The 14,561-nt window shown below is 43.9% G+C and carries 14 protein-coding genes and 1 pseudogene; 12 read left to right on the top strand and 3 right to left on the bottom strand.

Features of this window, described 5'->3' with window-relative positions; genetic code table 11:
- The first annotated feature begins 233 nt into the window (after nucleotides 1-233).
- From ICC18_RS12500 to ICC18_RS12485, 4 genes and pseudogenes are all read left to right on the top strand, one after another.
- Entirely contained in the window at nucleotides 234-800 is a 567-nt protein-coding gene (locus ICC18_RS12500; protein ID WP_188174695.1) for a PadR family transcriptional regulator, read from the top strand.
- Nucleotides 797-1,210 (top strand): DUF6194 family protein, encoded by a 414-nt coding sequence (locus tag ICC18_RS12495; RefSeq protein WP_188174694.1) that lies wholly within the window; start codon nucleotides 797-799, stop codon nucleotides 1,208-1,210. The genes ICC18_RS12500 and ICC18_RS12495 overlap by 4 nt, the downstream gene beginning before the upstream one ends.
- 242 nt (nucleotides 1,211-1,452) lie before the next feature.
- Nucleotides 1,453-1,671 (top strand): hypothetical protein, encoded by a 219-nt coding sequence (locus tag ICC18_RS12490; protein ID WP_188174693.1) that lies wholly within the window; start codon nucleotides 1,453-1,455, stop codon nucleotides 1,669-1,671.
- Between the two features lie 150 nt (nucleotides 1,672-1,821).
- Nucleotides 1,822-2,418 (top strand): annotated as a pseudogene (locus tag ICC18_RS12485) (glutamate racemase).
- A gap of 92 nt (nucleotides 2,419-2,510) precedes the next feature.
- Here ICC18_RS12485 and ICC18_RS12480 read toward each other — a convergent pair.
- Together ICC18_RS12480 and ICC18_RS12475 are read right to left on the bottom strand one after the other, a co-directional pair.
- The gene (locus ICC18_RS12480; protein ID WP_188174692.1) at nucleotides 2,511-4,145 is read right to left on the bottom strand and encodes a hypothetical protein; all 1,635 of its coding nucleotides are present in this window, start codon (nucleotides 4,143-4,145) and stop codon (nucleotides 2,511-2,513) included.
- Between the two features lie 87 nt (nucleotides 4,146-4,232).
- Nucleotides 4,233-4,499 carry a hypothetical protein gene (locus ICC18_RS12475; protein ID WP_188174691.1) on the bottom strand — a complete coding sequence of 89 codons (267 nt, stop codon included), beginning with the start codon at nucleotides 4,497-4,499 and terminating at the stop codon, nucleotides 4,233-4,235.
- 211 nt (nucleotides 4,500-4,710) lie between these two features.
- On the opposite strand from ICC18_RS12475, the gene ICC18_RS12470 reads away from it, so the two are divergent.
- From ICC18_RS12470 to ICC18_RS12460, 3 genes are all read left to right on the top strand, one after another.
- A complete protein-coding gene (locus ICC18_RS12470; protein WP_188174690.1) occupies nucleotides 4,711-5,295 on the top strand; it encodes a TetR/AcrR family transcriptional regulator in 585 nt (194 codons plus the stop codon).
- Entirely contained in the window at nucleotides 5,288-6,268 is a 981-nt protein-coding gene (locus ICC18_RS12465; RefSeq protein WP_188174689.1) for a glycerophosphodiester phosphodiesterase family protein, read from the top strand. The genes ICC18_RS12470 and ICC18_RS12465 overlap by 8 nt, the downstream gene beginning before the upstream one ends.
- Nucleotides 6,269-6,562: 294 nt before the next feature.
- The gene (locus tag ICC18_RS12460) at nucleotides 6,563-7,123 is read left to right on the top strand and encodes a hypothetical protein (RefSeq protein WP_188174688.1); all 561 of its coding nucleotides are present in this window, start codon (nucleotides 6,563-6,565) and stop codon (nucleotides 7,121-7,123) included.
- Between the two features lie 109 nt (nucleotides 7,124-7,232).
- Here the strand turns inward: ICC18_RS12460 and ICC18_RS12455 are convergent, their stop codons facing one another.
- Nucleotides 7,233-8,015: an AraC family transcriptional regulator gene (locus ICC18_RS12455; RefSeq protein ID WP_188174687.1), complete on the bottom strand. Its 783-nt coding sequence runs from the start codon at nucleotides 8,013-8,015 to the stop codon at nucleotides 7,233-7,235.
- A gap of 436 nt (nucleotides 8,016-8,451) precedes the next feature.
- Here ICC18_RS12455 and ICC18_RS12450 point away from each other — a divergent pair, with 436 nt between their 5' ends.
- The 5 genes from ICC18_RS12450 (at nucleotide 8,452) to ICC18_RS12430 (ending at nucleotide 14,324) form a co-directional block, all read left to right on the top strand.
- Entirely contained in the window at nucleotides 8,452-10,959 is a 2,508-nt protein-coding gene (locus tag ICC18_RS12450; RefSeq protein WP_188174686.1) for an Ig-like domain-containing protein, read from the top strand.
- A 472-nt stretch (nucleotides 10,960-11,431) separates the two neighbouring features.
- Complete coding sequence (locus tag ICC18_RS12445; RefSeq protein WP_188174685.1) at nucleotides 11,432-11,770, top strand: GyrI-like domain-containing protein; 339 nt, start codon at nucleotides 11,432-11,434, stop codon at nucleotides 11,768-11,770.
- Between the two features lie 211 nt (nucleotides 11,771-11,981).
- Nucleotides 11,982-12,878 (top strand): AraC family transcriptional regulator, encoded by an 897-nt coding sequence (locus tag ICC18_RS12440; protein ID WP_188174684.1) that lies wholly within the window; start codon nucleotides 11,982-11,984, stop codon nucleotides 12,876-12,878.
- Nucleotides 12,879-12,957: 79 nt separating this feature from the next.
- On the top strand, nucleotides 12,958-13,341 hold the full coding sequence (locus ICC18_RS12435) for a RidA family protein (RefSeq protein WP_223192486.1): 384 nt from the start codon (nucleotides 12,958-12,960) through the stop codon (nucleotides 13,339-13,341).
- A 428-nt stretch (nucleotides 13,342-13,769) separates the two neighbouring features.
- Nucleotides 13,770-14,324, top strand: coding sequence for a GrpB family protein (locus ICC18_RS12430; RefSeq protein ID WP_188174683.1), 555 nt, complete (start codon nucleotides 13,770-13,772; stop codon nucleotides 14,322-14,324).
- Nucleotides 14,325-14,561 lie beyond the last annotated feature (237 nt).

Here is a 14,561-nt window from a genome sequence, read left to right as displayed (position 1 = left end):
GTCGTAGTGGTTTTTACACGTTAAGGAGCTGCCGCGACAATGACCGGCAGCTTTCTTGTGTTAACGGGCAGGATAATTAGTAGTCCTGTATATCCGAAGCTGTTTACAGATCGTTAAAATATTTTCATATTTTTCACTATTCAAACTTAAATAGATAACTTCTATTTGTTATAATACATTCCTCTGGTATTCAAATTTGATTAGATATACTAAATCATTAGGTAGGAGGATTCATGTCTACTGTTAGATTACTCGTGTTAGGTTCCATTTTGAGAAAAGGAATTAGTCATGGTTACGCAGTTTTTAGTGATATCACTTCTTGGCGTGCTGACACATGGACCAATGTTAAGCCTGGCTCTATATATCATGCCTTAGACAAGCTTGAATCCCAGGGGATGATAAGGTCAGTTAATTCAGAGATTAATGTGAAACTTGGTCCATCACGTAAGGAATACGCTATAACTCAAAAAGGCGGATCAGAATTCATAGCGTTGCTTGAATCGGCACTTGTAAGTGTTGACATTCAGCAGCTTTCAGTGGGAATTGCTTTCATGGATATGTTACCAAGACAAAGAGCAATTGGGCTCTTACAACAATGCCGTATTGCACTAGAAAGATCGATTCATTTCTTGAAGAGTTTGCCAACGGATGAGCGCCCAACCGATCCATCCAAGCATCCTGAACTTGTTGGCATTTGGGTTAATTATGTTGAAAATGAGGCTGCAACAACAGAAAGGATATTGGTAAATGTTCAAGCAGGTAAATACGAGTTCAAATCTGACTTATTGGAGGGAGAATGATGAACCAGGCGGATTTTGAAGTGTTTATTATGGACTTGCCAAATGTACAACGACAAGACAACTACGGATATTCGTTCTTTTTTGTCGGCGATGATCGCCGTTTTCCGTTTGTAACCATTGCTGATTCAGACAATGATTACGACAATTTGTCCAATCTTAATAGAGTAGATGTATTTCGTCTCAATATTGGAGTTAGCAAAGAGACATTCAATAATCTTATCGCTGACCAACTAAATAAAGGTATTGATTATTCGGTTTTGAATGAGTTTCTACCACATCCTCAATATTCTCGTCAACATTTTGTGTGCATACTTAATCCAGATGGAGAAAATGCCGAAAAAACGAAGCAACTGATTATAGAAGCTCATTTGATTGCGGAAGGACGGCTTGAACGTACGGACGGGAGCTAGAAGTTGGGTTGATGGAATCAGTTGTGTAGTTGTACCAAACCTTAAAATATCTTATTGAAGTAACGGGTGACGATAGTGCGGCGATGGAACTGATCCATCGCCAGTTTTCGGTTTTCCAGAATGCTCAACTAAAGGCAGCATAGTTGAATAGCTTATTTTCCTCTTGACCCTAACACTGAGGTCAAAGTTTAAAATGAGATTATCTCGAGCAGAAATCTACTAGAAAGGAAATATGATACGATATGGATATTTCTCCACAAGAAGAAAACATGATTAAGGCTCTTCGTGAGGCTGCATTACCCCCTTTATATGTGCTCATACGAATTAGAAATGATATTTCAAATGACACTGTAAATGTCGAAGAGAGCCGAAGAGATGAAGTCGTAAAAACATTAGAAAAATACATCGCCCCACTATGGGAAGACTACCATGTTGGGAAGAATTCACAAGCCACGCTCTAACGATGTACAATAGCTTAATGCATTGACAATGCAGCTGCCGCGGAAGGATATCGGCAGCTGCATTAATCTATTGGGCAGTTTACAGGGAGGAAGTAAATGGTAAAAAAGAGCAATAAGGATCGAAATAATTGAACAGGAAGAGTGAGGTTAGTGAGGATAGGATTTTTTGATTCTGGCATAGGTGGGTTAACCGTACTTCATCAAGGACTACGACTCCTCCCGAATGAAGATTTCATATATTACGCTGACACCATACATGTTCCGTAAGGTGAAAAACCAAAAGAAGAAGTGAAAGGATATATTTTGAAGCTATTATGATTTCCCCGTTCTAGGTATAGAACCAGCGGTAAAACCAGCTGTTCTAAAATGGGAAGGAATGAGAAAGAAAGTTCGACGAATTTAACTCTGAGGGAGGAGAAATTTAACAATCTGGTGAAAAGGATAGACCATCAAGAATTAGTTGAAAAACTGCCGCTCCCCGGACTTGTTCAGTTTGCCGAGAAATTTGAATTCGATGAAGAAAAAATCACGCAAAATAGTCTAAAGAAGATACTGCCTGCGGGGGTAGACATTATTTCCGGAAGTGTTGGTACTGCTACTAATTTAAGACGAATACTCGAAGCAAGGAATCAAGTAGGCGACGGAACAGGAGATATTTTGTTTTTTCAATCCGGAATTAAAATTGAAGATGCAGAAACATTATCTCAATATAAAAATCTTTTGTTAATGCTAGATGCATTGAACTAAATTATTCTGAGTTAATTAATGGGGTTAATTAATAAAAAAGATCGTTCTCCTATAAAGAGAGACGATCTTTTTATTCTTTAAGCGTTTTGTGATTAATTTTGAGCCGCAGCGTTTACATCCCAATCTTTTTTATCGAGTATGCGCTCACCAACCTTGAACACGAGGGATAAGTGATTAATCCCCTGCTTCAAGGGGAACTGCAGCGTAACATCATACACGCCGAAGTTGTAGCCCAACTTGTAAAGCTGCTTTACTTTCGCCAGCTGTATATTCGCCGGATCGTTGTCATCGCTGTCTTGGCTTTTAACTAAAATTTGCAGATCAGGGGAAATCGCGCCGTCATCCAGATAGCTGTTTTCATAGAGAAGTCCGGAGAGATGAAGTTCATTTCCGTCCGCGGCTGCAGGCAAGTTAAAACCGGCTATCTCATATTCGCGGGAACTTAGCGTTACATTTTTATCGCCATATACAACCTTGTCATTGTAGGCCGTCGTGGCGCCTAAGAGCTTTCTCACATCGGATAAGCTTAAGAGCGGCGGGAGCTTGGCTTCAGAAGTCGCAACCGGTGACGCCGCGAGGTTGACTTCATTCGCAAGTGCACCGTTCCAGAACGTTTTCGACGTCTTCTCGCCAGCATTGATTTGAAACGCATACCCGTCTTTGTTCTTCAGCGACCACCAACCATCCGTATCCGGACCGGTCAGATCATAATGATACTGCTTTGCTAAAAAACTGGCACTGAAATGCGGCTCTCCGTTCAGAACTTTTCCGACGGATTCAGAGCCGAAGGTGAATATACCCGAGTCATTTTGATAAAAAGCGCCTTGATACAGCATCGTAGATCGAATTTGTGCATCATCTTCGCGGCCTTTCAATACTACACTGTCTTGATAAGGGTCCAGTTGAACCCAACCTTGACCGACAAAAGAATCGATTTTGTACCAGCGCGTGCCGTCTGGCGCGGTCCATGCCGCTAACGGATGGAGTGTTTGAGGCCCAATTTGGCCATTATTCAGCGAAATCCTTGTGTTTGGGTACCGCAAGATACCAGTTACATAGCCGCGAAGTTGAATGGACGCCGTATCATCCACCGTACCTTCAGGCTCGGCATAGGTCGGGCTATACCAACCCTCCGCTTGCTCGTTTTTGACGTGAAACCATTCTTCATGAATCGAGTAGCCGTCATCATTGAGGGTCGTTTCGACCACGTTCAAATCGCCCGGAGGCAGCTCTGTAACAATCTCGGCATTCGAATCCGGATACGCGAATAACGGGCTAGGCTGCGTACGCTTGATGGTCTTCTTGTCTGATGTGATCGGCATGCCTGGGGCAAAAGACCATTTTGGACCATACTCCGTATCAAATTGATAAGAGCTCCCAAGCAAGGTGCGGTATTTTGCGGTTTGATGGACGAACATTTTGGTAAGAAGCCCTTCATATTGATACGTAATGTAGTCCATATGCGGGGAACTTCTGTAATAAACGCTCGGGTAATAAACGGTACGATCCAGCGGCTGTAAAGCGCCGATCTCATCCAGGTGCAGGTGAACCCATTGATCACCGAGCCAGGTTGTGTGGATTTTGATCCAGCGCTTCGGATTGTAATCCGTCTCCGCTTGACGGAACCAGCTTTTCTCAGCGTCCACAACCGTCACTTCCTGAGGGGAGAGAGCTGCCGTTGGTCCGCCGGCTTCTGATGTCCGCGCATATAAAGGGGTTTCCGACATTAATCGAATGGTCGCCGGGGGAGGCACTTCGATTTGCCATGGAGCGGTTTTGATCCAACGATCCCCGAAATCGGTATGTATTTTCCATCAGTTCCCCGAGGTAGCCCAATGCACTTCCGCTTCGATCACTTCGACCGTTTGCGGGGAGAAGGAGCCTTCCGGAGCATTTTTCAGCGTATTTGGAATGACGTAGTACGGCATCTTTTCTACAAATGTAAGTTTCTTGGGAATAAAAAATCCGTCTGCCGGCTCCGTTGGCGTATCTGCGTATTCATAGGCGTTACCGGCAGAGGCCAGCAGCGCGATTTGGATTGCGGCGCCGGATAAAGCGAGTAATACAACTTTTTTCCACATAAGGACGTCTCCTTTGGGCTATAATTTCAATCGTCTAGTGTATTCTACTAAGAAATGGGTTAGAAGTTGCGGAGGAGGATTCAAGTCACCAAACGTCAGACAAGGTAAGCGTCTTTCAATGAGATTAGCCCCGTTGCATCAATACAATCTTTGTCGTATAATGACCACAGTCATATATGACTGTGGTCATTATTTGAGAGGAGTACACTCAATGCTAAGAGAAGTCCGAAAAAAGCAAATAAATGAAACGATCACTCAAGTTGCAATTGAGCTATTCAAGCAAAAGGGCTATGAAAATGTAACTGTAGAGGAGATAGCACTCAAAAGTGGCATCGCCAAAGGTACTTTTTTTAACTATTTTCAGAAAAAAGAGCATCTATTATTGCATATAGTGAATTCTTATATGCAGCTGATGGATCAAATTGTTCATAGACATCAGGAAGGAACGGTTAAGGAGCGTCTGCAGCATATTCTACGGGATATATTATCTATTTATTTCCTACATCCCAGCTTGTTACGCCTAACTTTAGTAGAAACGATAAAATCAACATTAGAAACAAAAGATGCATCAACCAACATTACGATGTTCAAAGAAACATTGGGTACTATCATTGCAGAAGCTAAACAAAGCGGTGTCCTCCGAAGTAGTTGGGATCCAAACTTGAGCGCCTCCGTTGTAGTCGGTGTATTTTTAAACACATTAATAAACTGGTCTTCGAGCTTGAATGAAGAAGAACTTTTTAAAGTATTACAACGACAGTTGGATGTGGTATGGGAGGGAATTGCCGATGAATAGATTGAAAAAAATATTTAAAAACAAGATCGTAATTTTTCTCATAGTGCTTATTGTCTTCATTTATTTGAATAACAGCTCTCTTCTCACGAAACAAGACAGTGGAGACCCCCTACTTCTAGCTCATCGAGGGCTTGCACAAACCTTTCCGATGGAAGGTATAACAAACGATACTTGTACAGCCGAACGAATCCATGAGCCGGAGCATTCTTTTTTGGAGAATACCCTTTCATCTATGGAAGCCGCCTTTCATACCGGTGCCGATATTGTTGAATTTGATGTACATATAACCAAAGACAGGCAATTTGCTGTTTTCCATGATTGGACACTAGACTGCAGAACGAACGCAGAAGGCGTGACTAGGGATTATACTATGGCCGAGTTGAAGAACCTAGATATTGGATATGGGTATACGGCGGACGGTGGAAAAACATACCCTTTTCGCGGCAAAGGAATCGGAATGATGCCATCACTTACAGAGGTTCTTACCCATTTTCCTGAAAATTCCCTTTTAATTCATATTAAGAGCAACGATCCCAAAGAGGGGGAACTACTCGCTGAATATTTGTCCAAGCTACCGGAAAAACGCCGAAGCCAATTGACGGTATACGGGGGAGATCAACCTGTTACTGCTTTAAAAGAAAAGTTGCCTGATATGCGAGTGATGTCAAAGGTTACAATGAAAAGCTGCTTGCTTCCGTATTTAGCAGCTGGATGGATAGGGTATGTCCCAGCAGCGTGCGAACATACCCAGTTACATATCCCGGAAAAAATCGCGCCATGGTTATGGGGCTGGCCCAACAAGTTTTTAAATCGAATGGACCAAGCAGATACGCGAGTGATTGTTGTCGGTGGAAATGGCAGTGAATTTTCAAGAGGGTTGGATACTCCTGAGGACATTGAACGTCTGCCATCGAATTATAGTGGCGGTATTTGGACGAATCGGATTGATATAATCGGGCCTCTATATCAGTGAAGCTAAGTTTGTAACATCCCGTATTCAACCCTGTTTTGCATAGTTTAAATAACAGCTTTAAGAGAATTCGAATTTGTATCAGGAGATCAAGCTAAAGAACGATAGTTGAATGACCAACAAGAACGATTGTAAGAAGTACTTCAAAACTATTTGTCTCCCAGCAAAGAAGAAGAGAACGAAACGAGGCTGCCGGCACAAAAAGGCAGCCTCCATTTCGTTAACGGGCAGGATAACGCAACCTTTTCTTTGGTCAACTAGTCTATATATGTAACATAAACTTGGAGGTACATCATCATGAACAACCGAATTATAGGCTTGACCACATTTCTAGGAATCTCCACATTGCTCGCCGTGGGTTGTTCAAACAATAACACAGAGTTAGCGAGTAACAACAAACCAGTCATAGTTTCTCTAACTCCAGATGAACAACAGTTGTCTACGAAAAAAGAATGTTTTGCTCAGCTCAAAGTAGCATTCGAGACTGAAAAAGCTAAGCTCGAAGCCATGTCTTCCCGTACACCTGAGGAAATCGAGAAGAATGTGGAGCAAGGACGAAAGGTAAAAGAAATTGGTTGGGAATTAGGATTGCTTGAAAAGGAAGTCGACCCTGACTATCCAAGGCGGGAGCTAGAAAGCAAACTTGTTAGTTCGAAACAACATTTTAACGGCAATGAACTACTTCATCACTACAAAAGAACAAACAACCCGAAATACAATGCCCTTTTTATACTCTTAGAATATAAAAAAGAGCAAATTGCACAGATAGAGAAAGAGTATCAAGAGAAAAGCAAAGCCATACCAAATCTCTTGCAAGAACTCGACGAATTGATTGTCATGACTGAAATTCCTAAGTAATATCCGATGGTGCGAGGAGGTGATATACAAACGGGGTTGCAGCCTTTTCTTTTGTAGCCCCACTTGGGCTTAGTATCCTGTATGTTGTAGAATTTTTGATGAATGCCACTTATCCATTTCGACGGAACTCATTAGGGGTGACCCCGTATTCCTTCTTAAACGCCCGGTAAAAGGAACGTAAGCTGTTAAAGCCGCAATCGAAGGCAATATCGGTGACCGGATAGGTCGTGGATTGCAGCATCGCTTGGGCGAGTGCGGCCCGGCGGCCGTTTAAGTAGTCGCGAAATGAGGTGCGGAGCTGCTCGGAGAATATACGTGAGATCATAAATTTGCTGATACCCAGCTCCTTGGATAATGTGTCCAGTGAAATAGGTTCCAGGAAGTGTGTGTCCAGATAAACCAGGAGCTTCTGGATCATGGACAGATCCTTGTTGGACTCCCTCCGCTTAAGAGATAACAACGGCAATAGGTTCCCCATCACCACGGAGGTGTAAGCCTTGATTAAACGGGTGTCACCATTGGCCTCATACAGGTTATGTAATTTGTGAAAGATTTCTGTGAGGTGAGGGGGGACCTGGCTCTGAGGGACAACAGGGTGGTCCGGCACATGGTTAGCCAGATCGGCAGCATAATCTCCGATAAAAGCGGGATCAACTAAGGCCAACATAATCCGACTATGCTCCTCTGTTCGGTAACCGTGCGGTTGGTTCGGGAAAATGATAGCCACGTCCCCCTCTGACAGTACATATTCTTGTTGGTTAGTGGTGATCCGGATTTGGCCGGAGAGAATCATGGCCAGCTCCACATTTTTGTGCAGATGAAGGGGATATGTATTGTCGGTTGAGAGGAAGGAATGAAACGGCTGAATCCGGTGCTGGTAGCGGATTGTCATAACAGAGTCCCCCTTTTCGTCCGAGTTAGTCTAAACGTTAGTTTATGCTGACGCCTAGCCCCATGACTGTGATCGTAGTCGTAAAGGTGCCATTCCTCGCATGTGCTCAGCTATAAAAATGCGCCCCTGCCTTATTTATTAAATCAATGCTAAAGTCCAGTTTTTTTCAGGGGATTGAAACCATCAAGCAATAGTTGGCACAAAAAATAATCTTTACTGGCAGGTACAAAATCTACAAATCTTGTAACATAATAGTTGCAAGCAGCTAAAGCAGGTGTCGCGAACCACCTCATAGCCGCTAAAAAATTGTACAACCATCACCAAATTGAAGGGAGGAAGTATAACAGGATTGCATGCGATTGCAGCAGGTTAGTCAGCTATATGTCAAGCAGGGTCTTGTTATACGAAGCAACGGATGAATCGTAAGAGTCCCCGTATGAAAAGAGCAATCGCCGTCATCTCAAGTATTTCGATAGCGCTTTCAGCTAATTTGATTTTACCCGGTTTCACGGCAGTAACACAAGCAGAGGAAGGCCGAATTACAGCGGCGTCTATCCCAGCTTTTCCCGGCGCAGAAGGAGGCGGGGCTTATACCAGCGGCGGCAGGGGCGGTGATGTGTACATTGTAACCAACCTTAAGGATTATGGTCCAGATGAGAAGCCCATCGAAGGCTCTCTCCGATATGGGGTCTTAACCACTCCGAAGGAAGGACGTACCATTGTGTTCCACGTGTCGGGCACCATTGAGCTGAAGAGCTCCCTCAGATTGAACAACATCAAGAATCTGACCATTGCCGGACAAACTGCACCGGGTAATGGAATTACCCTAGCCGGCTGGGATACCAATATCAGCAGTTCCGAAAATATCATCATCCGTTATATGTCTTTCCGCCCAGGTGCCACAAATGTATTTAACGGCAGTGATTCCATGGACGCCCTGTGGGGAAGGGATAACAAACAATTTATTATCGACCACTCCTCCTTCAGCTGGAACACAGACGAGACCCTCTCAACCTACCGGGGCGAGAATGGCACCATTCAATGGTCCATCATCGCGGAGAGCTTAACCCTATCGGGGCATTCAAAAGGCCGACATGGCTATGGCGGGATTGCAGGAGGGGACAAAACCACCTTCCACCATAATCTCTATATGAGCCACACCTCCCGGAACCCGAGACTTGGCGGCGGTTATGCCGGTAAAGCTGATGCGGAGCATGTTGCGGTACTGCAATTTTCGAACAACGTGATCTACAATTGGGGCTTTAACACAGTATACGGCGGCGGGTTCAACTTTACCAACTACATGAACAATATCGGAATCGCAGGACCAGGCACACGGGACAATGTAGCCGACAGGGTCATAGAAGCAGGTGAGGCCGGTAAGATCGGGGGGTTCTATATCAACGGGAACCGGATCAACAATACCGTAACAGGCTTGTTAGACGGCTCCTCCACATTCGTTAAGAATTCCGGCGATACCGAAGGGAAGAACCAAACCTACTATAGAACGGAACCTTACCTCTCTGCAGATAGCACAGGAGTGAATCATGGAGTAACCAATCAAGGATTTGACGAGTATGTGCGCAGCGGGGTGAAGGCTGCAGATGATAAGCTGCTGAACGATATCCTTACACGGACCGGAGCCACCTATCCACGACGGGATGCTATCGATGCCAGAATCGTTGCGGAAGTGGAGCAGGGCTTAGGACGGTACATCAACACAGAACATGAGGTTGGGGGATATGTATCGGACTTTGGGGTGATCGAGGAGCAGCGGCCTGCTGATTTTGATACGAACCTGAACGGAATAGCCGACAATTGGGAGAAGGAGCAAGGGGTTTGGGGGAACCCTGATGCTTATAAGACCATTACGGAGAGCGGCTACTCCTGGCTTGAGCTATATATTAACGGACTGGTAGACATGGAGCATATCGCCGAAAATCCTGAGGCTAAGTTGGCTTCCCCTGCGAACAATACTCAATATGACCTGGGTACAGCAGTGCCGGTAGAGATTAGAGCTTCCTCCAAGTTTGGGCACAAAATCAGTAAGGTAGAGGTTTACAACGGTTCGGAATATTTGGGTGACGCCGAACTTCGCGGCGGCAAATATGTGTATACCATCCAAGGGCTTCAAGACGCTTCCCACTTTATCTCTGCAAGGGTCATTGATACGGAGGGCTACGGTACCCAAACCACTGCCGCCTTGATCCATGTCAACTCTGACCCTAAACCATTAGCTAAAGAAGGCTGGAAATCGGCGGATATCGGCAATCCGGATCTTAAAGGCTCCGCGAGCCTAACGGACGGTGTGATTACGGTCAAAGGCAGTGGCAAGCTTGGGGAACGTGAAGGTGCCGCGGAAAGTTCTAAAGAGGCGGACGCAACCAAGGACGACTTCCATTTTGTCTATCAGGAGATGCCTGGGGATCTGGAGTTTACCGTGCGGTTGGATGAATTCGGATCCGCTGATAACCACGCATTCACAGGCTTGATGGTTCGTGATGAATTAACGGATAGAAGTGCTGCAGCAGCATTGGGGTTCTCCTGGGTGAAAATATCCAAAGCTTACCCCTGGTCCGCTTATCTGGCAGGAAGGGATGCCAAGGGCGGCAGCTTTAACGAAATGACGGAAACTTTGGATAGTGTGGCTAGTGCATCCAAGGCGGGTATTCAGCTGGTGGCAGACATTCCGTTTAAGCTGAACGGAGTGGCGCAGGGTTATTGGCTTAAACTGGGCCGTAATGGCGACACCTTCTATGCGTACGGTTCCTTGGACGGCCAAACGTGGACCACTATCGGCGAGCGGACCATCACTATGAAGAAGAAGATCTATGTTGGCTTCGCCGTTGACAGCAATGATGTTGCGAACGACCTCAAGCAGCTGAACTATGCCAAGTTTTCCAATGTGAGCTTAAAGAATGGATTTGAACCGATGCAGGAATAAGGCTAACGCTCTAGCTGATCCATGAAACGGATTTACAGCGAAATGAGCGGCACTAGCGTACGTTAGTTCAGAGCCATCCAGGAGTAGTGTGCCGCCACGGCAGCTGCTCCTTTGCTCGTTGAAGTAACTGGCAGTTTAGTATGGTATTAAATTAGGTACTAGAGAAAGATAGAACTATTTAAGCAAACTAAGTCGTAATATAGTTTGATTATAGTTTACTTAGGAAGGAATAATTATGATTGCTTAAGCTTATCTTGCCTGTTGTGATTTCTTTAGTATTGTCAACCGAGGGACGAAGAACTATAGTTGAATGAACATCAATGGATGAAGCTGCCGATACGATCGGCAGCTTCATTACTTTACGGGCAGATTTATATAATCAAAGATACATTAGAATTTCAATAATCAAGACATAGTTTTCCTAAATATGGTAATATGAGATGTGATAATAAAAAATTGAAGGAGCGGGAGTTTGAATGCTGAGTTGATTTTTCAAAACGAGATAAAGTTAACCGCATTACATATTATTTGTCCTTTTTCATCTATGCAAGTAGAGATAGCGGAGGGATTTAGTAGACTTAAATCTCGATTGGACGAGATCAAAAATCGGGTAGATCACACAAAAATAATTGGATTTTACCCTCAATCATCAGATGCCCCCGATGAAAATATATGTCATTATTACCTAGGCGTTGAAGTAGCAAATCACGACGTTGTTCCTGAACAATTGATTAGTATTACAATCCCTTCCGGTCAATTTGTTTCTTATAAGTATAACGGGCAGAAGAACGTAACAAATACCCTATACTAAATGAGTTGGCTTGGCCAACTTTTATGCCTGAGGACTCTGTAGCCGATCAGTACTGAGATGAGTTGTTGGAGCACTTTGGTGAATATCAGGTGTGTCTGTTGAATGATGATGACGAGCTAGCGGCTCCAAGAAGATGCAACTTAGTTGTGCACAAATAGTTGCGAAGCGAAATTGCTGGTATTTTATACTTTGGTCGAGAGGAGGGAATTAGATGGATTGGCTTGAGCGGATGAACCGGGCGATGGACTATATCGAATTGAACTTGGCTGGGGAGATTGAACTGAGTGAAGTTGCACGTAAAGCTTGCTGTTCATCTCATCAGTTCCAAAGGATGTTCTCATTCATAACAAATGTAACACTGGCGGAGTATATTCGGCGCCGAAAGCTTACCCTTGCCGCACTCGAATTGCAGAATTGCAAGTCGGCGAAAGTAATCGATATTGCCATGAAATACGGCTACGAATCCCCGGTTTCTTTCGCGCGAGCTTTTCAATCGCTTCATGGGATCACGCCGGCAATGGCTCGCCAAGACGGAACTGCTCTTAAAGCCTATCCACGCCTCTCTTTCCTGATTACGATCAAAGGAGTAGATGCAATGAATTATCGTATTGAGACGAAGGAATCATTCGAGGTATTTGGCATGGAACGAGTTTTTCGCAGCGATGAAGGCGGTGATGCACCGAACACGCCTGCACAATTCTGGCAACAATGCCACGCTAATGGCGAAGTAGAAAAACTTGCTGCTAATGCCGGCGACTTGCCCCGTTTTGTAAGTCAAGATTCATACAAAGTACATGGGATTTGCAGTTACAAAAATACAGGAAATGATACTTTCCCGTATATGCTGTGTGCCTTTAAGAGCGAAACCAGCAACGCGAACGGATACTCTACCATAACGATTCCCGCACTAACATGGGCCATCTTCCCCTCGGAACCTATTACTTGGGATGTGTTCGGTGAAACCATTGAGAAGTTGTATCGTCGATTTTATACAGAATGGCTCCCAACGTCAGGCTTTGAGCAGGTGGATGGAATGGAATTAGAAGTTTACGGCGGAAAAGCCGGGCTTCATTCCGTCGAACTATGGTTCGCCGTAAGGAAAATCTAGAGCACGATTACGGTTTAGGGCACGAATTCCAATAAGCTAGGTTAGTATATCAAAAATATGGAATAGTAAGGGAGATAGAATGGTGCTTAGAAAATTTAACCCTTCGGGAATGGTTTCCTCAGACATTTATCACCACGGAGTTGAGGTTACGGCTTCCCAACGTATGCTGTTCATCTCAGGTCAAGTGGGTATAGGTCCAGACGGAATTCCCGGCAAAGATATTTGGCAACAAACGGAGTTGGCGATCAACAATTTATACAAGGTCCTTGCCAGTGCAGATATGGATGCAAACGACATCGTGAAATCCACAATCTATTTAACGGATGAAAAACTGCTCGGTGGCTTCATGGAGGCTGGTGCAGGGTTATTACCCACCTCTCCCCCGGCGACGACGTTAGTTATTGTCAAAGCACTCGCTTCACCGGATTTGCTCGTTGAGATCGAAGCCGTCGCAGCGAAGTGATGATCTATTACTCCTTTTATGTCAATGTAACGGGGAAGAAAGATAACCAAGGAGTAGTCTGCCGTGGGTGGCCTGTTCCCTTTTTTTTTTGAAGTAGGCGTCATATCGTGGATGTCGTTAAGCTAACGGATACGCTAGTTCAACCGTAAAGGGCAACGCGTATGGTTATTGCTATGCATTTAAGAGAAGTCAAAAGGAGAGGTTCTTGTGGATTTTCACTATAGTAGCTATCTGTCCAGTTGTGTTGATCTGTTTGGGCTTTATGATTCATAGACACTATCAGATAACGATAGCGAAATGACGAACAGGTTGCCTGCATGCTGGCAGCCTGTTCAACTATCGTGCAGTTTTGCTCAAGAGAAGGACTATAAACGCCAATATGGAATTTACTTACTTAGGATTTCGTACTAATAAGGAGTGAGTTCGATATGAACAAAGATGAACTTGGAAAATTATATCCAATAACAGTTGTCCCTTATGATGGAAATTGGACTTTATTGTTTAAAAATGAAAAACAATTTTTAACCAATCTTCTTGGCTCAGAAATAGCTCTAAGAATAGAGCATATCGGAAGCACCGCTGTACCAAATTTATCAGCTAAGCCAACAATTGATATTTTAGTGGAGATTCCAAATGAAAGTGGAATTTTTGAATTGATAATGAGCAAGATGAATGAAAATAACTATATATACATGAAAGAGCAGATAAATCATTTGATGTTTATTAAAGGCTATTCTCCGGCAGGATTAGAAAAGGAATCCTTCCATATTCATATGGGGTCAAAAGATTTGGACTTTCTATGGGATAGAGTGTATTTTAGGGACTACCTACGTGAGAACCCTACTGTTGCCAAGCAGTATGAAGAACTAAAGCTTAAATTAGCGGAAACTTATAAGTATGATAGGGAAGCCTACACTGATAATAAAACGGAATTCATTAGACAAATAACCAGATTAGCAAAAAAGATACTCGAAACCAGGTGATTAGTATGAGCATAAATTTATCGTTTATTTTGAACAAGGGGAAACCATCGGGCGGTGAATATTCCGCTTATAAGCTTGGTTACATACAATCGATCACGATGAGGTCATCTTAGACTTCCTTTATGAAGGTGATGAAAAGTAGAAAATCCACTCCATTTGGCAGAACTTCGAATCAAATGACCGTTTTTCTACATCTGCATTAATAAATGTTGTATACCCCTTTTTACGCGAATTAAA

It is taken from the genome of Paenibacillus sedimenti (genome assembly GCF_014534655.1).
GTDB lineage: Bacteria > Bacillota > Bacilli > Paenibacillales > NBRC-103111 > Paenibacillus_E > Paenibacillus_E sedimenti.
This window is presented reverse-complemented; position numbering and strand designations above follow the sequence as displayed.